21 protein-coding genes are annotated in these 22,121 nt (G+C 71.5%); 9 read left to right on the top strand and 12 right to left on the bottom strand.

Translation table 11 applies throughout. The annotated features are described in order from the left end of the window. Positions 1-41: 41 nt before the first annotated feature. A complete protein-coding gene (locus tag ACFW5B_RS10725; protein WP_386436450.1) occupies positions 42-812 on the bottom strand; it encodes a GNAT family N-acetyltransferase in 771 nt (256 codons plus the stop codon). A gap of 545 nt (positions 813-1,357) precedes the next feature. Here ACFW5B_RS10725 and ACFW5B_RS10720 point away from each other — a divergent pair. Next, complete coding sequence (locus ACFW5B_RS10720; RefSeq protein WP_386436448.1) at positions 1,358-3,442, top strand: SpoIIE family protein phosphatase; 2,085 nt, start codon at positions 1,358-1,360, stop codon at positions 3,440-3,442. Positions 3,443-3,483: 41 nt separating this feature from the next. Here the strand turns inward: ACFW5B_RS10720 and ACFW5B_RS10715 are convergent, their stop codons facing one another. From ACFW5B_RS10715 to ACFW5B_RS10705, 3 genes are all read right to left on the bottom strand, one after another. Beyond that, the gene (locus ACFW5B_RS10715; protein ID WP_386436445.1) at positions 3,484-3,768 is read right to left on the bottom strand and encodes a hypothetical protein; all 285 of its coding nucleotides are present in this window, start codon (positions 3,766-3,768) and stop codon (positions 3,484-3,486) included. Positions 3,769-3,912: 144 nt separating this feature from the next. Further along, positions 3,913-4,191, bottom strand: a complete 279-nt coding sequence (locus ACFW5B_RS10710; RefSeq protein WP_386436442.1) for a hypothetical protein — start codon at positions 4,189-4,191, stop codon at positions 3,913-3,915. Between the two features lie 162 nt (positions 4,192-4,353). After that, the gene (locus ACFW5B_RS10705) at positions 4,354-6,441 is read right to left on the bottom strand and encodes a SpoIIE family protein phosphatase (RefSeq protein WP_386436439.1); all 2,088 of its coding nucleotides are present in this window, start codon (positions 6,439-6,441) and stop codon (positions 4,354-4,356) included. A 211-nt stretch (positions 6,442-6,652) separates the two neighbouring features. On the opposite strand from ACFW5B_RS10705, the gene ACFW5B_RS10700 reads away from it, so the two are divergent. The 3 genes from ACFW5B_RS10700 (at position 6,653) to ACFW5B_RS10690 (ending at position 9,660) form a co-directional block, all read left to right on the top strand. Beyond that, a complete protein-coding gene (locus ACFW5B_RS10700) occupies positions 6,653-7,165 on the top strand; it encodes a MarR family winged helix-turn-helix transcriptional regulator (protein WP_386436436.1) in 513 nt (170 codons plus the stop codon). Further along, a complete protein-coding gene (locus ACFW5B_RS10695) occupies positions 7,156-8,448 on the top strand; it encodes an MFS transporter (RefSeq protein WP_386436433.1) in 1,293 nt (430 codons plus the stop codon). The genes ACFW5B_RS10700 and ACFW5B_RS10695 overlap by 10 nt, the downstream gene beginning before the upstream one ends. A 111-nt stretch (positions 8,449-8,559) precedes the next feature. Further along, positions 8,560-9,660, top strand: coding sequence for a PP2C family protein-serine/threonine phosphatase (locus ACFW5B_RS10690; RefSeq protein WP_386436430.1), 1,101 nt, complete (start codon positions 8,560-8,562; stop codon positions 9,658-9,660). A gap of 448 nt (positions 9,661-10,108) precedes the next feature. Here ACFW5B_RS10690 and ACFW5B_RS10685 read toward each other — a convergent pair whose 3' ends face one another. Both ACFW5B_RS10685 and ACFW5B_RS10680 read right to left on the bottom strand, forming a co-directional pair. Next, positions 10,109-11,533, bottom strand: a complete 1,425-nt coding sequence (locus tag ACFW5B_RS10685) for an FAD-binding oxidoreductase (protein ID WP_386436427.1) — start codon at positions 11,531-11,533, stop codon at positions 10,109-10,111. Positions 11,534-11,707: 174 nt separating this feature from the next. Then, the gene (locus ACFW5B_RS10680) at positions 11,708-12,463 is read right to left on the bottom strand and encodes a dienelactone hydrolase family protein (RefSeq protein WP_386436424.1); all 756 of its coding nucleotides are present in this window, start codon (positions 12,461-12,463) and stop codon (positions 11,708-11,710) included. Positions 12,464-12,670: 207 nt separating this feature from the next. Here ACFW5B_RS10680 and ACFW5B_RS10675 point away from each other — a divergent pair, with 207 nt between their 5' ends. Next, a complete protein-coding gene (locus tag ACFW5B_RS10675) occupies positions 12,671-13,129 on the top strand; it encodes a hypothetical protein (protein ID WP_386436421.1) in 459 nt (152 codons plus the stop codon). A 20-nt stretch (positions 13,130-13,149) separates the two neighbouring features. Here the strand turns inward: ACFW5B_RS10675 and ACFW5B_RS10670 are convergent, their stop codons facing one another. Next, entirely contained in the window at positions 13,150-13,320 is a 171-nt protein-coding gene (locus ACFW5B_RS10670) for a hypothetical protein (RefSeq protein ID WP_386436419.1), read from the bottom strand. A 443-nt stretch (positions 13,321-13,763) separates the two neighbouring features. Here ACFW5B_RS10670 and ACFW5B_RS10665 point away from each other — a divergent pair, with 443 nt between their 5' ends. Together ACFW5B_RS10665 and ACFW5B_RS10660 are read left to right on the top strand one after the other, a co-directional pair. Further along, the gene (locus ACFW5B_RS10665; protein ID WP_386436416.1) at positions 13,764-15,689 is read left to right on the top strand and encodes a M28 family peptidase; all 1,926 of its coding nucleotides are present in this window, start codon (positions 13,764-13,766) and stop codon (positions 15,687-15,689) included. Between the two features lie 44 nt (positions 15,690-15,733). Then, positions 15,734-17,773 carry a M36 family metallopeptidase gene (locus tag ACFW5B_RS10660; protein WP_386436414.1) on the top strand — a complete coding sequence of 680 codons (2,040 nt, stop codon included), beginning with the start codon at positions 15,734-15,736 and terminating at the stop codon, positions 17,771-17,773. Between the two features lie 107 nt (positions 17,774-17,880). Here the strand turns inward: ACFW5B_RS10660 and ACFW5B_RS10655 are convergent, their stop codons facing one another. Both ACFW5B_RS10655 and ACFW5B_RS10650 read right to left on the bottom strand, forming a co-directional pair. Beyond that, positions 17,881-18,159: an antibiotic biosynthesis monooxygenase gene (locus tag ACFW5B_RS10655; RefSeq protein ID WP_386436411.1), complete on the bottom strand. Its 279-nt coding sequence runs from the start codon at positions 18,157-18,159 to the stop codon at positions 17,881-17,883. Positions 18,160-18,260: 101 nt separating this feature from the next. Then, positions 18,261-18,767, bottom strand: coding sequence for a hypothetical protein (locus tag ACFW5B_RS10650; RefSeq protein WP_386436408.1), 507 nt, complete (start codon positions 18,765-18,767; stop codon positions 18,261-18,263). 68 nt (positions 18,768-18,835) lie between these two features. Between ACFW5B_RS10650 and ACFW5B_RS10645 the strand changes: the two genes are divergently transcribed. Then, complete coding sequence (locus ACFW5B_RS10645) at positions 18,836-19,441, top strand: TetR/AcrR family transcriptional regulator (protein ID WP_386436405.1); 606 nt, start codon at positions 18,836-18,838, stop codon at positions 19,439-19,441. A gap of 170 nt (positions 19,442-19,611) precedes the next feature. Further along, positions 19,612-20,469, top strand: a complete 858-nt coding sequence (locus tag ACFW5B_RS10640) for a calcium-binding protein (protein WP_386436402.1) — start codon at positions 19,612-19,614, stop codon at positions 20,467-20,469. Between the two features lie 65 nt (positions 20,470-20,534). Here ACFW5B_RS10640 and ACFW5B_RS10635 read toward each other — a convergent pair whose 3' ends face one another. From ACFW5B_RS10635 to ACFW5B_RS10625, 3 genes are read right to left on the bottom strand one after another with little or no spacing between them, the layout of a single operon-like run. Then, positions 20,535-20,927: a hypothetical protein gene (locus tag ACFW5B_RS10635; protein WP_386436399.1), complete on the bottom strand. Its 393-nt coding sequence runs from the start codon at positions 20,925-20,927 to the stop codon at positions 20,535-20,537. A gap of 42 nt (positions 20,928-20,969) precedes the next feature. Then, on the bottom strand, positions 20,970-21,365 hold the full coding sequence (locus ACFW5B_RS10630) for a hypothetical protein (protein ID WP_386436397.1): 396 nt from the start codon (positions 21,363-21,365) through the stop codon (positions 20,970-20,972). Between the two features lie 28 nt (positions 21,366-21,393). Next, positions 21,394-22,080: a hypothetical protein gene (locus ACFW5B_RS10625; protein ID WP_386436394.1), complete on the bottom strand. Its 687-nt coding sequence runs from the start codon at positions 22,078-22,080 to the stop codon at positions 21,394-21,396. Positions 22,081-22,121 lie beyond the last annotated feature (41 nt).

The raw sequence follows: 22,121 nt of genomic DNA, 5'->3' as shown, positions 1-22,121 counted from the left end.
GCGACCGCCGCACGAGCCGCCGGCGACCGCCCGTTCCTGCCTCAAGGGCGTCCCGGCGCCGCGATGCGCGCGGAGACGCAGGGGTCCTCGTTGCGGTACCCGAGGCGGGTGTAGAGCCGTTCGGCGGGGGCGTTGTCGGCGAGCTGCCACAGCGTGCAGAACCCGTACCGGCGCACGGCGTACCGGGTCAGCCACGAGGTCAGCGCCGCGCCGAGCCCCTGACCGCGCTGCCGCGCGTCCGTCGCGACCGACGCCATCAGCGGGGCCCCGCTGTCCCGCAGACTGCTCAGGGCACCGCAGGCCACCAGCCGTCCGTCCGGGTCGCGGATACCGGTCCACAGGCTGACGCCGGCGGAACCGGGGCCGGTCGAATGGGCGGGGCTGTGCTCGTTCAGGAAGGCGAGCAGCTCCCCGTGGTGCGTCTCGTCCAGCTCGACCACCCGCTCCTCGGCCCGGTGCACCGGCGGTTCCTCCAGCGTCCACCGGAAGACCCACTCGACGACGTCGGTGACCGCCAGATGGCGGCCGACCAGCGCATCGGTGCCCAGGGGGCCGGTGAACTCCGTGACGCCGTCCGGGAGTTCATGCGCGGCGCGGAGGACGAGCCCGGCGGCGGGGACCGCTTCGCCGACGCTCCACAGATGTCCGCGGGCGTCGTCGAGCCAGGCCGCGGCACCGTCGCCGGACCAGCTGATCCGGTCGGCCGAGCGCCGTCGCGCGGCGCCGAAACGCAGCAGGGCGGAGCCGGCCTGGCGCTCCAGACCCTGCCGGAACAGGTCTGCGGTCCGGGGAGGAAGAGTCGTTGCCTGCATCGCTCTCTCGGGAAGGACGTAGCGGGAGGGCGACGGCCCGGACGCGCGCAAGGGCGCGGCCGGAACCGGCCGTTCGGTGTGTGGGGGAGTCCCGGCAGCGGCTGCGCAGGCGGCGCGCCCGGCTGACCGGGGGGCCCACTGTTGCACACCGCCCCTGGCCCGAGGCAAATCCGGGACCCGGGCGGCGCGGACGTACCGGGAATTGCCGGGGAGGCAACCCGGGAATGGCCCCGCCGACCGGCCCCGTTCACCGGCCTGCCGGGCCTGCCGGGCACCCGCTCATCCGGGGCCTGACCAGCGCGGGGACCGGCCGCCGGGCGCCCGTTCCGGGCCCCGTCGGACCGTCCGGGGCGGGGTGGTGTTGATCACGGTGCGGGCCGCTGCGCGCACTGTCCCCGGCCCCGGCGGCGGGCGCGGCCCGGCGCGACTGCGCGGCCTCCCCGATCCGGGGAACATGGAAGCACGGCGAGGCGCGGTGGACACGGGCCGCAGCCCGGAGCCGGCGGGGCCGTATGCCGTGCGCACGGGCGGAGGAGGTGCCTGGGATGGCGACAGCAGGCCCCTTCGGCCCGGCAGGCGACCAGCCGCCTCCCGGGCAGCCGCAGCGGAGCGGGCTGCTGGATCTGCTCGGCGTCGCGGCGGTGCTGCTCGACGCCGAGGGACGCATCGTGCTGTGGAGCCCGCAGGCCGAGAAGCTGTTCGGGTACCCCGCGCAGGAGGCGCTGGGCCGGTTCGCGGGGCGGCTGCTGGTCCACGAACAGCACCTGGACCTGGTGATCAGGCTGTTCACCGAGGTCATGGCGACGGGCGAGAGCTGGGCCGGCGCCTTCCCCGTCCGGCACAAGGACGGCAGCACCCGGCTCGTCGAGTTCCGCAACATGCGGCTGCTCGACGACCGCGGCGACTTCTACGCCCTGGGCATCGCCACGGACGAGGAGATCCTGCGCCAGGTGGAACGCGATGTCGCCCTGTCCACCCGGCTGGTCTCGCAGTCCCCGATCGGGCTGGCCGTCCTGGACACCGAGCTGCGCTACGTCGCCGTCAACCCGGCGCTGGAGCGGATGAACGGGGTCCCCGCCGAGGAGCACATCGGCCGGTCGGTGCGCGATGTGCTGCCGTTCCTGGACACCGACGCCATCGAGGCAGCCCTCCGGCGGGTCCTGGCGTCCGGCACGCCCCTGGTCGACGAGTACACGGTGGGCCGCACCCCCGCCGACCCCGACAACGATCACGCCTGGTCGGTGTCCTACTACCGGCTGGACGACCCGGCCGGGCGGGTGCTCGGAGTGGCCGGCCTCGCGGTGGACGTCACCGACCGGCACCGCGCGGCCACCGAGGCGGCCCGCGCCCGGCGCCGACTGGCCATGATCGCCGATGGTTCCGCCCGGATCGGCACCACGCTGGAGGTCGAGCAGACCGCCCGTGAGCTGGCCGAGGTCGCGGTGCCCGAGCTCGCCGACGTGGCGGCGGTGGACATCCTGGATTCCGTCCTGGAAGGCCGCCCGCACCCGATGTCCGGCTCCCGGCCTGCGCTCTTCCGGGCCCTCGCGGTCAAGGCCGCCTATCCCACGGAGGCGGTCAGCGCCGCCGACCCGCCCGGCCACCTCGCCAGCTACGGGCCGGACCGCATGGCCACCCGGTGCGTGCGCACCGGCCGCCCCATCCTGATCCCGCACGTCGGTGAACGGGAGCTGGCACGTATCGCCCGCGACCCCGAGGCCGCCGCCCTGCTGGCCCGCGCCGGCATCCACACCTACCTCACGATGCCGCTGATCGCCCGCGGCGAGGTACTCGGCGCCCTGGGCCTCACCCGGGCCCGCAACCCGCTGCCGTTCGACGAGGACGACCTCGCGCTGGCCGCCGAACTCGCCGACCGCGCCGCGGTGTGCATCGACAACGCCCGCCTCTACCAGGGCCAGCGCAACACCGCCATCACCCTCCAGCGCAGCCTGCTCCCCGACCGGCCACCGCACCGCAAGGGCCTGGAGATCGCCACCCGCTACCAGCCCGCCGGCACGGTCGGCGAGGTCGGCGGCGACTGGTTCGACGTGATCCCCCTGAGGGCGGACAAGACCGCGCTGGTCGTGGGCGACGTCATGGGCAGTGGCATCGAGGCCGCCACCACCATGGGCCGGTTGCGCACCGCCACCTCCACCCTGGCCGACCTGGACATCCCGCCGACCGAGGTGCTCCGGCACATCGACAAGATCACCGCCGGTCTGGAGCAGTACGCCACCTGCGCCTACGCCGTCTACGACCCGCACCACGCGGTCTGCCACATCGCCGTCGCCGGACACCTGCCACCGGTGCTGCTGCGCACCGGCCGGTCACCGGAACTGCTCGACCTGCCGATCGGGGTACCGCTCGGGGTCGGCGGTGTGCCCTTCGAGGAAGCCACCTTCCGCCTGCACCCCGGCGACCAGCTGGTCCTCTATACCGACGGTCTGGTCGAGACCCGTCACGACGCCATCGACGAGCGGCTGTCGCTCCTGCTGCACCTGCTCGACAGCCCGGACCGCTCGCTGGAGGAGACCTGCGACCGCCTCCTCGACGCCCTGCGCGATCCGGACGACCCCGACGACGTCGCCGTCCTCATGGCCCGGGTCCGGCGCCGGGCGCGGGGCCGGTAGGGCCGCGGGCATCGGATCAAGCCGGTCCGGCGGGCCGTGCGTCACTCGCCCGGTTCCGGGCCGGGGCCGGCCAGGCTCGCGATGTGGGCGCGGTAGGCGGCGACTTCGTCCTCGGTGAGCGCCAGGCGGCCGGGGCCCGCCTGGTCGGGCGGAAGTTCGGTGGACTGGACCGCGGCCCGGTAGAGGGGGCCCGGCAGGTTGAGCAACAGCTGTCCCTGCTCGGCGGTTTCGATCACCACCCACGAGTCCGCGTTGTCGTCGTGCACATCGGCGGCTCCGATGGTGCTGATGGCGGTCACGGTCAGGACCGGAGGTATCTCGCTCATGCCACCTCCCTATCAGCCGTTGCCCGACGCGGCGAATCGCCGCTGTGGGGTGGGCTCCCCACGAGGAGAACCCACCCCACTGTGCAACAGAAAACCGGCCGGTGCACGGCCACCGAATCCGCAGCGCCCGGCCCGGTCCCCGTCCTAGCGCAGAAGGTCGATCAGACCACCGCCGCCGGTGTGGACACCGCCGCTCGGACGGTGGTGATCGTGCCTGTGGTGCCTGTTCTTGTGGTGCTTCTTGCGGTGGTCCCGGTTGTGGTGTCCGTGCCTGCACCTGTCGTGGTCGCGGGCGGGGCTGCTCGACGCGATGTGGTCCGTGGTGTGGCCCTCGGCCGTGGAGGCGGCGGTCGCGGTGGGAGCGGCGACCGCGAACATCGCGGTGAGGACGGCTGAGGCGAACAGGGTGCGGGCAGTGCGCATGGACAGGTTCCTTTCGGCCGGCAGCGCGGGGCGACACCCTGTCGCACCGCTGCGGCGCAGTAGTGATATGACACGTGGTCAGCTGCCTTGTCACGGCGTATCACTCGTAAGAGGCGGAACCGGCCCGGTAATTGGGCTTTGTGGGTGGCGGGAGGGGCGTCCTTACGCGTCCGGGGTGAACGGCTCCGTGCCCGCGATCAGAAGGGCGACATCATCCGGGTCGTCGGGGCGCCGCAGCTCGCGGAGGAGCCGGTCGCAGGTTTCCTCCAGGGAGCGGTCGGGCGCGTCGAGCAGGCGGAGCAGGGTGTCCAGGCGTTCGTCGAGCGAGTGGTGGCGGGTCTCCACCAACCCGTCGGTGTAGAGGACCAGTTGATCACCGGGGTCGAGGCCGATGGTGGTGGTCTCGAACGGGACGCCGCCCACGCCGAGCGGTGTGCCGGTGGGCAGGTCGAGGAACTCGGGGTGCTTGCCGCGGCGTACGAGCGCGGGGGGCAGATGGCCGGCCGTGGCGAGGTGGAACTCGGCGCGGTGGGGATCGTAGGTGGCGTAGACACAGGTCGCGATGTAGTGCTCCAGCCCCGAGGTGATCTTGTCGAGGTGCTGGAGGACCTGGGCGGGATCGAGGTCCAGATCGGCGAACGCGCAGGTGGCGGTGCGCAGCCGGCCCATGGTCGCGGCGGCGTCGATACCGCTGCCCATGACATCGCCCACGACCAGCGCGGTCTTGTCACCGTCGAGCGGGAGGACGTCGTACCAGTCGCCGCCGATCTCGTACGTGGCCTGCGCGGGCCGGTACCGGGAGGCGAGGTGCAGCCCCGGGCGGTGCGGCGGATGGTCGGGGAGCAGGCTGCGCTGGAGGGTCTCGGCGGCGTTGCGCACGCTCTGGTGCGTGCGGGCGTTGTCGATGCACACGGCGGCGCGGGAGGCCAGCTCGGCGGCGAGGGCGAGATCGTCCTCGTCGAAGGGCGGAGAGTTCCGTGCGCGGATCAGCCCCAGGACGCCGAGGATGTGGCCGCGGGCGGTGAGCGGGGCCAGCAGATAGGAGTGCACGCCCGCGCGGGCCAGCAGGGTGGCGGCGTGGTCGTCGCGGGCGATGCGCGTCAGGTCGTGGTCGTCGGCGTGGGCGACCAGGATCGGGCGGCCGGTGCGTACGCACTGGGTGGCCAGGCGGTCGGTCTCGTAGGCGGCGATATGGCCGGGCGGATCGGCGGCCTGGACCGCCTCGGTGGGGTACGCCGCCTTCACCGCGAGGGCGCGGAAGAGCGCCCGGCCGTCGGCGGGGGCCGGGCGGTGCTCGTCCAGGACGGAGTCGAGCACATCGACCGTCACCACGTCGGCGAGTTCGGGCACGGTGACCTCGGCCAGCTCCCGGGCGGTCTGGCCCACCTCCAGCGTCGTGCCGATCCGGGCCGAGCCGTCGGCGATCAGGGCCAGCCGCCGCCGGGTCTCGGCGGCCTCCCGGGCGGCCTGATGCCGGTCGGTGACGTCCACCACCAGGTCGGCCACCCCCAGCACGCGCCCGTGCGGGTCCTCCAGCCGGTACAGCGAGATCGACCAGGCGTGTTCCTGGCCCGGGTCGGAGGGAGTCTGTCCGACGACCGTGGAATGGTCGACCATCGGCACCCCGGTTTTGAGGACCTGCCGCATCGCGGCCTCGGGCACCTCGAACTTCGCGGCGGTCATGATCTCCCGGTAGTGCCGCCCGAGGTGGTCCTTCGCCGGGATGCCGTGCATCCGCTCCAGCGCGGGATTGACGGCCACGTACCGCAGCTCGGTGTCGAGCATCGCCAGCCCGATGGGGGACTGGGAGATCAGCCGGGTGGACAGGGCGACATCCCGCTCCACCTCGCGGAGTGTCGAGGAGTCGGTGGCCAGGCCGAGGGCGTAGAAGTCGCCGTGGTCGTCCATCAGCCGCATGTTGCGCAGCTCCACCAGGCGTACGGAGCCGTCCTTGTGGCGTACGGGGAACGTGCCGCTCCAGCTCCGGCCGGTCTCCATGACCCCGGTGAACTTCCCGATGACCAGGTCCCAGTGCTCCTGGTGCACCAGCAGCGGCGCCGCGTACCGCCCCAGCGCTTCCTCGGCGGAGTAGCCGTACAGGTCCTCCGCCTGCGGGCTCCACAGCACGATCCGGCCATCGGCGTCCAGCAGGACCGCGGCCACCCCGAGGAGGTCCATCAGCCCGCTCGGCTGTGGCCGCCTTCGCTCCGGCTGACCGGCCTCGGCCGGACGCCCGTCGGCTGCGCTCACCCGGGCACTCCTTCCACCCGACGGACCCCCGCGCTCCGGTCCGTCGCCTGTCCGCCTCGCTGGCTGTGGCCTCCCCTTCGCTGGTGAGTGCTTCGGTTTCCATGGTCCACCAGGACCGGCCTACCGCACACTCCGTCCCGCAGGACCCCGGGTACCGCACGGCCGAAAGTAATCTGACAGCACTTACATAAGCACTGTTACGATCTCGCGCATGGCCGACGCCCCCACGCCCGATCCCACGCCCGATCCCACCGAGCAGAGCCTCTGGCGGCCGCTGCGGCTGCTGCAGGCCTCGATGGACGCGGACGTCGCCCGGATCTACACCGGGGAACGCATCGCCGGGCTCAAGCCGAGCTACGTACTGGAACTGCTCCGGCTGCACGCCCGCGGGCCGATGACCATCACCGAGCTGGCCGAGTCGGTCGGCCGGACCCACTCCGCGCTCAGCCAGAAGGTGGCCGCGATGCGGGCGGCCGGCTGGGTGGAGACCGTGGCGGGCCCCGACGCGCGCAGCAAGAAGGTGGCGCTCACGGACCGGGCCCGCGGCCTCGTCGGCCGGCTGGCCGCGGAGTGGCGCGCCACCGAGGCCGCTCTCGCCGAGATCGAGGCCGAGCTGCCCTACCCGCTGAGCCGGGTCGTCACCGACATCGAGCAGGCCCTCGCGCGCAAGAGCTTCCACGACCGCATCGCCGAGAGGCTGGCCGAGGACCCCGCATGGGAATGAAGCGGGCGCTGCTCGATGTGACCCCGCTGCGGCGGTCGGCCCCCTTCCGGCGGCTGTGGCTCGGCCAGGCGCTCTCCGGGACCGGCGGCCAGATGACCCTGGTCGCCGTGATGTTCCAGGTCTGGCAGACGACCCACAGCACCGTCTGGACCGGCGCCGTCGGCCTGGCCCGGGCCGTGCCGCTGATCGGGCTCGGCCTCTTCGCCGGGGCGCTCGTCGACCGCGTCGACCGGCGGACGTGCTACCTGGTCACGACCGCCGGCCAGGCCGGCTGTGTGTCCCTGCTCGCCCTCCAGGGCCTCTTCGGGCGCTTCCCCACCGTGGTGGTGCTGTCGCTGGTCGCGGTGCAGTCCTGCTGCGCGGCCGGCGGCGGTCCGGCATCCCGCACCTTCGTCCCGCGTCTGCTGCCCGAGGAACAGCTCGCCGCCGGGCTGGCGCTGAATCGGATCGCCTTCCAGGGCGCCATGCTGGCCGGCCCGGCTCTGGGCGGACTGATTCTCGCCGGGCCGGGCGTCGGCGGCTGCTATCTGATCGACGCGCTCACCTTCGCCGCCGCGTTCCACGGTGCGTACGGCCTGCCGCGGATGAGCCCCGGCGACGAACCCGCCCGGCCCGGTCTGCGTGGTGTGGCGGACGGCCTCGCCTTCCTGGTCCGCACCCCCGTCATCCGCGGTGCGCTGCTCGCGGACCTGGCGACCACTGTGCTGTCCATGCCGATCAGCCTGTTCCCGCAGGTCAACGCGGAACGCTTCGGCGACGACCCTCGTACGCTCGGGCTCTTCCTGACCGCCGTTGCGGCCGGCGGGGCCGCCGCGTCCCTCTTGGCCGGGAGCTTCACCCGCCTCTCCCGCCCCGGTCTCGTGATGCTCTGCGGCTCGGCCACCTGGGGCGCGGCCCTTGCGCTGTTCGGCCTGGCGGACGTCCCCTGGGCCGGGCTCGCGCTCCTGGCCCTGGCGGGCGCCGCCGACACCGTTTCCGTCGTCTCCCGGAGCACCCTCGTGCAGCTGCACACCCCCGACGCACTGCTCGGCCGGGTGAGCGCCGCGGAACTCATCGTCGGACAGGCCGGCCCGGACCTCGGCAATCTGCGCGGCGGCCTGGTCGCGGACGCCACGTCGGGCACTGCTGCCCTGGTCAGCGGCGGAATGCTGTGCATCGGCGCGGTGGCGCTGGTCGGCACGGCCACGCCTGGCCTGCGCCGGTCCTCTGTGCCGTCACTGCGCGGGGCGGCATCCGAGCGTACGGGCGGCGACGCGTCCGTAACGAGCGGATCCAGCCCGTGAGGCGTATATGTGAAGCCATCGGGATGACGCACATGGTGCGGTGCGGCACACCGCGCGGTGGCCTCCGTTCCTTCCGCGTCGCGCGTGCGGCCCGGCAGCAGGAGATGCACTGTGAATGGCCTGCAACCCACGCTGGCGAAGGTGCCCTGGATACTCGCGGCACTGGCCCTGCTGGCCGGCGTGTTGCTGAACCTCTTCGCGCCCGAGCCGTACATGGGACTCCCGCTGCTGGCCGCCGCACCGCTCGTCGCCGGCGCCACGCTCACCTTCCGTTCCGCGCTCGCCGTCGTGTGTGTCACCTGCGTGGTCTCGGTGGCCCTGGACATCGAACGGCAGCGCCCGGCGACGCCGCTGCTCGTCGACCTGGCCGTGGTCGGCCTGATCGGCGTGCTGGCGCTCGGGGTGAACCGGCTCATCGTGCGGCAGGGCCGCGATCTGGCCCTGGCCAGAGACGTCGCCGAGGCGGTCCAGCGGGCGGTGCTCCCGGACCCGCCCCGGGAGGCCGGGCCGCTCACCGTGGCGGCCGGGTACACCGCGGCGCAGGCCGAGGCGCGGATCGGCGGTGACTTCTACGCCGTGCAGGAGACACCGTTCGGGGTGCGGATGATCATTGGGGATGTCCGGGGCAAGGGCATCAAGGCCGTCGCCGCGGTGTCGGTCGCGCTCGGCGCGTTCCGCCAGGAGGCCGAGTACGTGCCCACCCTGGACGCCCTGGGGCAGCGGCTGGACGAGGCGCTGGCCAGGGCGGCGGCCCGCAGCGGTCCGGTGATCTCCAGTGAGGGCTTCACCACCGCCGTACTGGCCGAGGTCTCCGCCGACGGCGAGCGGCTGAGCCTGGTGAACCGCGGCCATCCGCCCCCGTACCTGGTGCACGACGAGCGGCCCGTACGCCTCGACCCGACCGTCCCCCAGCTGCCCCTCGGGGTGGGGCTGGGCGATATCGCGCCCACGGGCCCCGCGCCGGTCGATGTGGTGCACCTGCCCCGGGGAGCCTCGCTGCTGCTGGTCACGGACGGGGTCACCGAGGCACGGGACCGGCAGGGCACGTTTTACGACCCGGTGTCCTCGGCGCGCCTGGGCCGGCAGTTCACGGACCCGGAGGCCTTGGTGGACGCCCTGACCAAGGACGTCGGCCGCTGGACCGAGGGCGACCACACGGACGACATGGCCATCCTGGCCGTCACCCTGCGCGGCTCCTCGCATGCGACCTGATCAGGACACGCGCCCCCGCCAACTCCCGTGCAGCAGCGCCTCCTCGCTTCACATCCTCCGGTGCGCCGCACGGGAACCCTGCGGGCCCCGGACCGTGCCCCCGCCGCTGTTGGGCGATTCGCCGGGAGGCCGTGGGTACGGGCGAGCGGCTCCGGGCGGGGTGGCGTGGGGGAGGGGGCTGTGATGCCGGTTGGGGCGTCAGATGGCGGGAATGTCGTCGAAGGTGACCTCGGCGGTGCCGGGCCGTGCGCCGGGATCATGGTACGTGGCCGTACCCGCGCCGGGTGCTCACAGCACCGCGACCGGAGCGACCGGAGTGACCGGCGAACCGGTGGCACGGGGATGTTCCGGCACCGGGGAAGTTCCGGAGCGCTACCGGGAGCAGGAACGCGTAACGGCCCGTCTCGGCGCTCACGCCGGCACGGGTCCGGGGGAGCCGGGGGGACGGTCACGCCCGGGCGATCGCCTGCGGGAAGTCGAAGACCTGGTCCGGATCGTAGGCGTACGCGACACGGCGCAGGCGATCCAGATTCGGGCCGTAGTAGGCCTTGCCCCAGTCGGGGAGGGCCGGATCGATGTAGTTCACGTAGCCGTCCTTGATGCCCAGGTCCCCGAGCCCCGCCACGACCTGGCCGACGCTGCGCGTCACCGCGGTCTCGGTGGCCGCCGTCGCGTTCGCATAGATCTGCGCGGTGGCGAAGGCCTTGCGGTGCGGGAACGCGGTGTCCTGGACGCCCACATCGGCCACCGCGCCACCGAGCGCGTCGAGGATGAGCGCCATCCCCGGCCGGCCGGTGAGCAGGGCGACGACGGCGGAGGGCTGGGCGGTGGGCGTGGCGAGGACGCGTGACGAGGCGACGAACGACTGTCGGCTGGGGCTGCCGGAGAAGAAGCGCATGGCCTTGAAGTAGTCGCGGTCCTCGACCCGGCGCTGGGCGGGGGTCACCCCGGTGCGCGAGACCAGGCTGTTCAGCAGGGGGTTGCAGGCGCTGCTGGGTCCCACGAAGCAGCCCGCCACCCTGCAGTTCGGCGTGGCCCCGCCCGTCACATTGAGGTTGGCCCACAACGTGCGGGGCGCGGCCGTGATCCACGGCTGCCATCCGGTCAGCACCTTCGCGACGTTCGCGGCCGACGCCGGGAAGTGGAGCACGAAGACCGTCAGGGCCGGCGCCGGGTCGGTCGCGAAGGTGAACTGTGTGACGACCCCGAAGTTGCCGCCGCCACCACCGCGCAGCGCCCAGAACAGATCCGGTTCCCGGGTGGCCGAGGCGGTCAGCGTCCGCCCGTCCGCGGTGACGACCTCGGCGGACACCAGGTGGTCACAGGTGAGCCCGAACTTGCGCTGCAGCACACCGATTCCGCCACCCAGGGCCACCCCGGAGATGCCGACGGTGAAACAGGAGCCGCCGGGCAGACAGCGTTTGGCCTGGCCGAGTGCGGTGTAGATGCCCTCCAGCGTGGTGCCGGCGCCGATCACGGCCGTGCCGTCCGGCTGGACCCGGACGGTCGACAGACGGCGGAGGTCGATGGTGAGACCGCCGGGCGGCGCCGGGTAACCGACATACGAATGCCCCCCGCTGCGGGCCGCCAGCGGCACCCGGTGCGCGGCCGCCAATACCGCCTCGCGGACATCGGCGGCGGAATCGCACTGTGCCACCGCCGCGGGCACCCGGTCGTCATTGAGCGGGTTGAAAAGCTTCCGGGCATCCTCGAACCCGGCGTCCCCCGGCCGCAGCAGCGGTCCGTGCATCCGCCGGCGAAGGCCGTCCCAGTCCACGTTGTTGCGGACGACGGCCGTGGATCCGCCGGTCCGGGGGCTTCCCCGAGCCCCGGTGCCGGCCCCGGACGCGTGGAACCGTGGGTCCCGCGCCATGGTCACCATCTCCCTCTGGAGAGGCCAGGAAAGCGGGCAAGTGTCCGTTTTGCCCCGGACACTGTCACGCTAACACGGGGTGATCGCCCCCTCCAGTTGACGGCCGTACGCCTCGGAGCCGCCGGTCAGGGCCGGTTGGAGCGGCGGCCCGGCGCAACGCACCGGAGGCCCGAGTCAGAGCCGACGGCCGAAGAGCTCCAGCAGGGTGCGCCAATGACGTTCATCCGCTTCGGAGTTGTACGCGGCGGTGTCGCGCTGGGTGTAGCCGTGCCGCGCGCCCTCGTACAGCTCGCTGCGGTAGCGCACGCCTTCGCCGTCCAGGGTCCGTTCCAGGGTCGCGATCTGCTCGGCCGGCATCGAATGATCGTGATCGGCGTGGCCGAAGTACAGCTCCGCCGTGCTGTTGCCGAGGAGCCGGTGTGGGCTGTCCGCGGCCTCGGTGACCAGACGGCCGGCGTGGAAGGCGGCCGCGGCGCCGATGCGGTCGGGGCGGGCCGCGGCCGTACGGACGGCGAGCACGCCGCCCATGCAGTAACCGGTGGTGCCCATCGGGCCGTCGGCGACCAGCGGCGAGGCGGCCAGCCAGGCGACATACGCACCGGCGTCCCGCAGCGCCGCATCAGGGGTGAGCGCCCGCAGGGCCGGGCCCAGCCGCTCGAAGATCTCCGGCCGCCGGGCGGGGTCGATGAATTCGGGCAGCTCCACCACGGGAGCCCGCCCCGCGCGGTACAGGACGTTGGGCACCAGCACCGTGTAGCCGTGCCCCGCCAGCCGCCGGGCCATCTCCTCCAGCGAGGGGCGCAGCCCGAACGCGTCCATGTACAGCAGCACTCCGGGGTGCGGTATGCCGTCGTCGGGATGCGCGAGAAAGGCGTCGGCGACGCCGTCCGGAGTGGCGATGTCCAGATGGGTGCCGGGCACGCTCGTCATGGCTGCTCCTTTCCTCCGGCACGGGTACCTGGACGCCCGGGCGCCTGGGCTCCGGACGAACGCGCGAGGGCGGCCGCCCGACCGGCCCCGCCAATCTGTGGGGAGCCCACCACGGATGCCCCGCAAGACTGTGCACGCACGCACAAGTCCCTTACGTCGCACCTGTGTTGGAATCCTGGCATGGTCACTCCCTTTGCCGGACCACCCGTGTCACCCTCCTCGAACGAGCCCTCCGGCCGGCTGCGTGCCGAGGTGGAGCGGTTATGTGACGAAGCGCTGCGACAGAAGGAGCTCGCTCACCGCAGGGCCGACTTCTGGGCCAAGGCCGATATCGCGCTGGGTTTCCCGGCGGCGCTGCTCGCCGCCGTTTCCGGCGCCGCGGGGCTGGCCTCGGTGGACGCCCGCATTCCCGCGGCGCTGGCGGCGCTGACCGCGGCCGGGTGCGCGGCGGGGGCGGGATTCCTCCGGGGCGACAGCCGGCGGGTGGCCAACAAGCGGGCCCGGCAGGCCTGGGCCTCCGTCGAGGCCAAGGCCCGGATGAAGCTGGCGAAGGACCGGCTGGACCCCCACGACCTCGGTGAGGTCTTGGACAGCCGCCAGGTCGCGCTGGCGGCATACGAAGGGGAGGAATCCCCGCCCGGCGGGTCATCGCCGGCCCTTGGCTGACGCCTAGGGCCGGCCCCAGGTCAGTTGTGGCCGAACTTCCGCTGCGCCTTGTGCGCCACATGCTTCGACATCGACTGCTCCTCCGGCTGCTGCGGGGCCGATGCCTTCGTCTTCTTCGCCTCGGTGGCGGCGCCGCGTTCATGGCCGCCGGTGCGGGCGCCGCGGTTCTGCCGGCTCTGCTTCTTGCCCACGATCGTGCCTCCTGGCGGATCTCGAACGAGGAACACGAGAAACCGGTACCAGGCTGGCACGCGTATCCGCGGAGTGCATGTCGACGCAGCTCGGGCCAGGACTGACGGCATGCCAGAAGTGCTGTCACCGCGCGCGGAAGGCGAGATGACCCCGCGCGTCCGGGACAGCAGAAGACGGCAGAAAGACGGCAGAGGGGCGGCAGCGGGAGGGTGGAACGACGGCGGGAAGACGGCAGGAAAAACCGCCGCAGTGACCGCCCAAGTCGGCGTCCGACTCCGGATGCGGGCCCACGGCATGCCACCGACAATGGAAGGGGCGGGGCCTTCCTGAGCGGCGCGCGAGGCGGCCGCAACCCCGTCCTTCACGCCCCACGAACACGGGGCCTTCGCTCGGGGCACTGCGGACCCGGTCCGGGGGCGCGCTCTTCTCCGGAGGCGCCGAGATGGCCGTGCTGTACTTCGACATCGGTGAAACCCTCGCGGACGCGAGCATCGGGGCCGACGGCTCCTTGGCGCTCCGCCCGCGGCCGCGCGTGTTCGAGGTGCTCGACGCGCTGGCCGGCATGCGGACAGGCATCATTTCGAACCCGGGAGCGGGGGACGCGGCGCGCGCCCGCGCGGTGTCGGCCCTGCACGCGGCCTTCGCGGGCCGCTTCACGGACGACGCCCTCCTCCACTGGGGCGCCAAGACGTCGCGCGCAATCTTCGACGACGCGGTGACCGGCGCCGGTGTCGCGGCCGATGACTGCGTCTTCGTGGGCGAAGCGCCCGAGGAGCGGGCATTCGCCCGCGAAGCAGGTATGCGGGCCGCACCGCACCCGGTTTTCGCGCTCGCCGCCGTCGAGGGCCGCCCGGTGTTCTGGGCGCGCATCGAGCTGCCGGACGGCCGTGAGCCGGCCGACCTGGCGGCGATCGCCGAGGGCACCGAGGTCGTTCCGGCCCATGTGGCCTCCGCCCGGCTCGTCCTCGTCATGGCGACCGCGCGGGGCGTGGCCGCACTCGAACAGGGCGGGTTCCCGGTCGATCTCCGTGGCCAGGTCGCGGAAACCACGGCCTTTCTGCTGCGCGACGACCGTCCGGTGTCGCTCCCGGAGGCGTTCACCGGTGCCTCGGCGACCGCCAGGGCAGCGGCGGAGGACACTCTGCGCGCCGCGGCGGCATTCGCCTTCATCGCGAGCGCCCTCGACGAAGCGAAACCGTCGGTCGTCCCGCTCGGCCCGGCTCCGGGCGGCGTCTACGTCGCGGCCGCCGCCGACACCCGCGTCGAGGATCTGCACCCCGCGGACGCCAAACCCGGGCACACCGAGCGCCTGCTTCCCGACCCGGCTCTGCTGTCCCGGCCGGGAGAGGTCCAAGTCGAAGGATTCGCCGCCGAGTTCGCGGACGGGGAGCCCTCCCAGGAGACCCTCGCCGCGGTGCGGGCGGCCATCACCCCGGCAGCTCTGCGCGGCCTCGTCGCCCGCATCTCCGGCGTCGCCCCGCTCGTCGAGGGCGAACCCCGGAAGGTACGCAGCCGCGACGCGTCGAGCCCCGACAACGCCCTCGTGGTCCAGGCGCTCGCCCGCCGGCTCCATGACCTCGGGCTGACCGTCAGACGCCAGGAGTTCTCGTGGCGTGGACACAGGCTCTCCAACGTCGAGGCGGAGTTCCCCGTCCCGGCGGCGGACTCCGCCGTGCTCATCACCGCCCATCTCGATTCCACCGCGGCCAGGGGCGAGTTCTTCGACACCGCCGGCCGCACGCGTCCCTATGACCCCGCCCTCGACCCGGCACCCGGCGCCGACGACGACGGGAGCGGTACGGCGGCGGTCCTGGCCGCGGCCGAGTGCCTGAGCGCGATGGTCGCCGACGGCCGGGCACCGGCACGCACTCTGCGCTTCGTCCTCTTCAACGCCGAGGAGCAGGGCCTCGTCGGCAGCAAGGCGTACGCGCGCGCGGCGGCAGCGGCCGGAGACCGGATCGCCGGAGTGCTCCAGATGGACATGATCGCGGGCTTCCAGGGCGGCACCCGCACGATGGAGATCCACACCGGTTCGTCGGTTCCCGGCCCGGTCGTGGGCGCCTCCGACGCACTCGGCGGGCTCGTCGTCCGGGCCGCCCCCGCGGTCGCCGCCGACTTCGCGCTCCAGAAACTCGCGGGCTCCGGCGACCCGGCCGCCGGGCGGAGCGACCACGCCAGCTTCCATGAACGCGGCTGGGCGGCCGCCGCCATCTGCGAGAACTTCTTCGACGACACCGCGCCCGCGACCGGCACCCGGCAGTACCACAAGCCGGGCGACACCCTCCTCGACGAGGACCACGACACGGACTACGCCGCCGCGATCGCCCGTACGGTCGCGACGGCGGCACTCACGCTCGCGGGCCTCTGAAACCCCACCCCTCACAAGCCGCTGAGCCTCACAAGGAGCAGGCCATGAGCGTAATGATCGACAGGCGCAACAAGAACTACGACCGCTTGGCCAGTGTCGCCGAAGCCGATGCCTTCCTCGACGAGACCGAGCGGGTGGCGGCAGCGGTCGACCACACCCTCGTGGCGGACCGCAGCAAGGTGAACCGCTTCACCGGCCATCTGGCGGAGCTACGGGTGGCCGGCGCCCCCGGCTTCACGGACATGAACGAGTCGGTGCCGATGCCCGACGCCGGCTATATCGCACGGGCCAAGCAGTACGTCACCTCGGTCGCCGGGGCGATCGGCTTCGCGGCCGGCGAGCCGGTGGAATTCGAGGCCGATCCGAATGTGACGACGACGAGCGAGGGCATGCGCGTCGTGAGCCTGCAGCAGGTGCTCAACGGCATCGAGGTGTGGGGGATGGCGCCCAAGGTGTGGCTATTCGAGGACGGTACGGTCGACCGGGTCGTGGGCGACACGGTCAGCGCACCGGCCGACCTGCCGACCAGACCGACGGTCCCGGCCGAGGCCGCGCTGCGGGTGGCGGCCGCGAAGGCCGCCGAGCCGCTCACGCTCCGCGGAGTCTTCGGCGACGACGAACTCCCGCGGCTCGACATCTCGGGCGGCTTTACGAGGCTGTCGCACCAGGCGCGGAACGACCAGCCGATGACCTTCGGCAAGGGACCGTTCGAGGAAGCCATCCCGGCCCGGCTGGTGTATCTGTACATGGGCGACGACGCCCGTCTCACCTGGATGTTCACCATCTCCCGGGAGAAACTGGCGGCGCAGTACCAGGCCTTCGTGGAGGCCGACGCGCGGACCGGGAACCCGGACGAGCCCGAGATCCTCTACTTCTACGACACGGTCCGGCACGCGGTCGCCGGACGGGTCTTCCAGCGCAACCCGGCCGAGAGCACCTTTGACACCGTCCCGTTCCCGCTGCCGGTGAACGGCTACCCGACCGTGGTCCCCACCGGGCTGCCCACCGGCTTCCCGCTGCCCTGGGTGGAGACGCACGCCGGCAAGGTGTCCACCGTGGGCAACAACGTCCGTGCGCTGAACGGAACGACCCAACGCCCGGTCGAGGTCCCGGTCGATGCCGCGGGCAACGGCGTCTTCGACCCCGCGAAGAACAGCCCCGAGCAATTCGTCACCAACATCTTCTACTTCTGCAATTTCGCCCATGACCTCTTCATGATGCTCGGCTTCACGGAGGACCAGGGCAACTTCCAGACCACCAATGTGACGGGCCTGGGAAAGGGCGCGGACCCCGTACGGGCCTTTGCGCACCCGGGAGCGGTTTTCGGGACGGCCAACATGGCCACCCGGGCTGACGGTCTGGAAGCCGAGATGAACATGGGGCTGGTCACCAGCACCGGCCGCCATACCGCCGACGACCTGGATGTCGTCCTCCACGAGTTCTGCCACGGGGTGTCGAACCGCCTCGTCGGCGGCCTGTTCGACGCGAACGGCCTGGAGGAGGACCAGTCGGTCGCCATGGGCGAGGGCTGGGGCGACCACTTCGCCCTCACCACCCGGAACTTCTCCACCCCCGAGGAACGCGATGTCCTCGGCAACTGGGTGGTCAACCGGTCCAAGGGCATCCGGCAACGGCCCTATGACGCGGACTACCCCGGCTCCTTCGGAGACATCGGCAAGGGACCGGGCGAGGTCGCGGGCGCCGGCAACGAGGACCTGAGCTACCAGGAGGTCCACGACGTCGGCGAGATCTGGTGCGCCGCACTCATGGAACTGACCCGCAAGGTCACCACCGCCCTCCACAACAAGGAGCGGGGCTACCAGGTCACCTGGCAGGCCGTCGTCGACGGCATGAAACTCACCCCGAAGAACCCCTCGTTCCTCACCGCCCGCGACGCCATCCTGCGGGCCTTCAAGGCGATGCAGGGCGGCTTGCTGACCGCCACCGAGTACAAGACGGTCCGAAAGGCCGCCTGGGAAGCCTTCGCCCGCTACGAAATGGGCTTCGACGCCTTCTGCCCGAACGCCACCTTCACCGGCTGCCGCGGAGGCACCGCGCTGCCGCCGGCGGGGCATGAGGATTAGGGCGAGCCAACAGGTGTGCGCCGTCGGAGGAGGAGGGATGCGCAGCCTCCTCTGACGCCGCTCTCCCCACGGCCGCCGTCCCATCGGGCGGCGGCCGTGGGGCCTGTTCAGCAGGCCGCGAGCCGGACGATCTCGCGAGGGCGGATTTCCCGTTCGTCGTAGGCGAGGTCCAGTCCCGCCGTCTGGACGGCGGCGAACGAGGCGGCGGAGGCCTCCTCGGACTCCCATTGCACAACGGAAATCACCGCGTCCGCGGACACCCAGCAGTCGGCCGACAGACAGCCCGGTGTCCGCAGAAAGGCCTCGCGGACCTGATGGACGCGGGAGATGAACTCCTCGCGGTGAGCGGCGTGCGGATAGTGGCTCGCTACCATTCCAACCTTCATGATGCTCTCCTCGGTGTTCCTCAACGTGGTGTTCCTCAACGGTGGGTGGTGTGGTGGTGGGGGCAGTGGGCCGGCGATTCGGAGGTCCCGCCACTGGGCCATCAGTTCAGCGACCGTGCGGCCCGCGGACCGTGGTCCGGTGACTGCCGTCGGCTGTCCCACTCGGCCATCAGGCCGAACAGGGTGAATCTGTCCAGCTCGGGCCGGTCGGGGCGGATCTCGCGGTAGCGCCGGTAGATGTTGACCACGACTCGCTCGGCGTCCAGCCAGCCGGCGTACTCGGCCAGATCGACGCCGAACGCCGCCTCCTGGAAGTCGAGGCCCTCGGCGTGGGCGGCGTCGGCCTGCTCGACGACATGGCGGAAGTAGTCGCGGACGGCGCGGATTCCGGCGGCGTCCGTCACCGGGCCGTGGCCGGGCAAATACGGGGTGAGCATCGGCCCGAGGTCCATGACCTGCAGGGCAGCGGTGAGTTCGGGCGCCAGCTCGGGGCGCATCTCGTGCGCCGTCCCCTCGGCGGCGATGATGCTCGCCGAGCCGGGAAGCAGCTGCCCGCCGTGGGTGTGGTCGCCGTTGGCGTGGGTGAGCACCGAGGTGACGAAGCGCAAAGCAACCTCCCGTGGGGCTCTCTGTGTTGGTCAGCATAGAATATTGTTGCCAGCATAGAGGGGGTGGCGTGACAACGCGACGAGAACAGACCAGTCACGAGAGCAGCGAGCTGATCCTCCGGGCGGCGGCGGAGTTGTTCGCGGCGAAGGGGTACCGGCAGACCACGTTCGCCGACGTGGCCGAGCGCTCCGGCATCAGCCGGGGATCGATCCCCTGGCACTTCGGCAGCAAGGAGGGCCTCCTGCTGGCCGTCCTCGAACGCTCCATGGGTCTGATCCGCGACGAACTCGCGGATGAGTCAGCGGAGTTGATGGAGCCGGCGGAAGTGGCGGCGGGGTTGGACAACCTGATGCAGGGCGCCGACGCCCTGTTCGCGCAGCCCACCACCAAGCTCTTCGTCACGCTGCTGGTGGAGGCGCTGGAACCGGGCTCACCGATCCACGGCCGCTACGTCGAGATCCACCACACCCTGCGCGACCACTGCCGGCGCCGGCTGGAGCGGCTGCCGCTGCCACCCGGCCTGTCCGCTGAAACGTTGGCCGCCACGATCATCGGCGCCGGCATCGGCATCCACCAGCAGTGGCTACTGGCCCCCGACCGTGTCGACCCGCAGCAGGCACTGGCCGCGCTGCGCACACTGGTGGCGGGGGCGGTGCTGCCGGGCGGGGGGTGAGCAACGGGGTGGTGTGGGCGGGTGTTTGGGTGTTCACCAAAACTACACGTCGGTGTACAACCATTCACATCCGCTCGAGGTCTGGTCTGCGGAGTCAGCGGACTCCAGACCGATTCGGGTCCCGTCGGCCGTGTCCCACGCCGCGGGTCCCCTTGCCTTTCGAGGAATACATGCGTACTCGAGCCACTGTTGCCGCACTTTCCGGCGCCCTGGCCCTCTCCGCCCTCACCGTCCCTGCGGCCCAGGCCGTGGATGCCCCGGGTGCCCGTGCCGCCAGGGCGCAGCTCTCGTCGTTCGCCCCGGAGGCGTCCACCAAGGTCGTGGCGGACGACGGACGGGGTGACACCAAGATCTCGAACGTCACTGTCAACGGCGGCAAGGACATCGTCGTCGGCACCAGCCTGAAGAAGACGTACACCGTCTCGGTGACCGCCACCGACCCGGCCGGCATCTACGACGGCTATGCGTTCCTGTGGCACGGCACCGACCTGAAGAACGGTGTCGACGGAGCCATGACGCCGAACGTCGACCACGGCACCTGCAAGTCGGTCAACTCCACGACCGCCACCTGCTCGGTCACCCTCGTTGCCGACCCGAAGTCCACCGTCTACGGAAACATCCTCGCCGGCCGCTGGCATGTGTTCGCGTCCGCCGTGGGCAAGGACGGCGACTACATCACCAAGGACACCTACAAGTCCTCCTGGGTGAAGCGGGCCTCGCGGCTGACCACCAACGCCGCGCCGGAGCCCGTGGCCAAGGGCAGGACCGTCACGGTCACCGGCGCCCTGACCCGTGCCAACTGGGACACCGACTCCTACGCGGGCTACACCCAGCAGTCGGTGCGGCTGCAGTTCCGGAAGAAGGGCGCCGGCAGCTACAGCACCGTCAAGACCGTGAGGTCGGACAGCCGCGGCAACCTGAGGACCACCGTGAAGGCCTCCTCCGACGGCTCCTGGCGCTACGTCTTCGCCGGTACGTCGACGGCCTCGTCGGTGACCTCCACGAGCGACTTCCTCGACGTGAAGTAAGGCGTCCGGCGCACTGCTGCAAAGGGGCCTGCCGACACGGTGCCGGCAGGCCCCCGAGCCCGGGGTCAGCAGTTGGTGCGGAGCACCTCGCCGCCGTTCGGCCACAGACCGGTGGTCTGGAAGCAGTGGCTCGAGTCGGGAGTGAGGTCGTACAGGTACTCCTTGGCGCCGCCATTGCCCATGGCGAAGGTCACGGTGGCGGTGGCCCCCGTTGCCTCTTCGGGGAAGTACGCCTTCCAGGTCTGTCCGACCGGCTTGGACGTGTGGCAGTAGTTCTTGGCCTCGATGCCGTCCGGCCCCTGCCACTGGTAGCAGGTGTCGACCAGGAAGCCCGAATTGTTGCTGAACTGGATGTAGTTGCCGGAGGCCGCGGAAGCGGTCGGCGCCGCGGCGACCGTGCCCATCAGGGCCATACCCACCATGGCGGCGAGAGACATCGACTTCTTGACAGCGCGCACGCTGAAATTCCTTTCCTCATCCCTCCCTCACAGAGAGGGAGGTCAGCAGTTCTTCTCGGTGATGGTGGGGCCCCAGGTGTAACCGTTCAGCTCGTAGCAGTGATTTGCCTTGAGGTCGGTGATCTGGGGGGCTTCGAGGTCGCCAATTGCCTGTCCGTGGACGAGCACGGTGACCTCTACGCCGGTGGCATCGGCGGGAATGTCCACGCCCCAGTCCGTGCCGATGGCCTTGTTGTCATCGCAGCTGTCGGGAGTCGCCGATCCCTGCCACTTGTAGCAGGTCTTGGCAAGGAACCAGCCCTTGTTGGAGAACCCTATGTGCCCGTTGGCCTGCGCCGTGTCCTGGGCTGCGGCGGGCGTCGCCGTTACGGCTGCACCGCCGAGCGCCAGCAGCAGAGTCGCGGTGCCGGACGCCAGGGATCGCTTGGAAATACGCACGGGATAACCTTTCTGATGGTGCGGAAGCTCAGCGGCCGTTCAACAGCTGGGAATCGCACGGGACAATGTCCTGGCCCACGCGCTTGCCGCCGGGCATGGGAGTCTCCGTACGGAGTCCGGTGATCTTGGCGCCACCGAACTTCCCGCCTTGGATCGACACGTCGGTGACCTTGCGGTCCATGTCGTACCCCATCTTGAGCATTCCCTTTTGGCCATGCTTCACGGTGATTCCCACCGCGCCCGAGCTGGTTTCGGTGTGGGACTGGGTGAAGCCCGCACTTGCCCCGATTCCCAGCCGGTCCTTGACCAGGGTGACATCGACACTCGCGCCGACGTTCCACCCCCAGGAAAAGGTGTGCAGTGCGGTGATGGTCTGGGTGATGTCGTTTCCGGCGGCGCCGCAGTTCTGGATCGGTCCGGTGCCCAGATCGGTGTTCTCCGCGTCATACCACTTGGTGACCTGGCCGGCGTCCTCGGTCGTCGTGGAGGCACACGACACGCCCAGGCTGCCGCACTGGTTGAGCGCTTCCAGGACGTCGGACTGGCGGGTGAGCGTGGTGCCGTTGTCGTATGTGACGGACGCGCTGCCCTCGTTCAGCCAGTTGTCGGTGTGGCCGTTGATGTCTTGCGGGGCCGCGGACGCCGTCGGAATGGCGACGGCGAGCGCCATCACCGAACCGGCGGCGACAATTGCTGCTCGGTAACGGAAGGACATGGGACTATCTCGCTTTCTCCGCAACGGGAGCTGATTGCTCA

Origin of the sequence: Streptomyces sp. NPDC058773 (genome assembly GCF_042746015.1) — a bacterium.
Taxonomy (GTDB): domain Bacteria; phylum Actinomycetota; class Actinomycetes; order Streptomycetales; family Streptomycetaceae; genus Streptomyces.
Note: the sequence above shows the minus strand (reverse complement) of the source record. Positions and strands in the feature narration are given on the sequence as shown.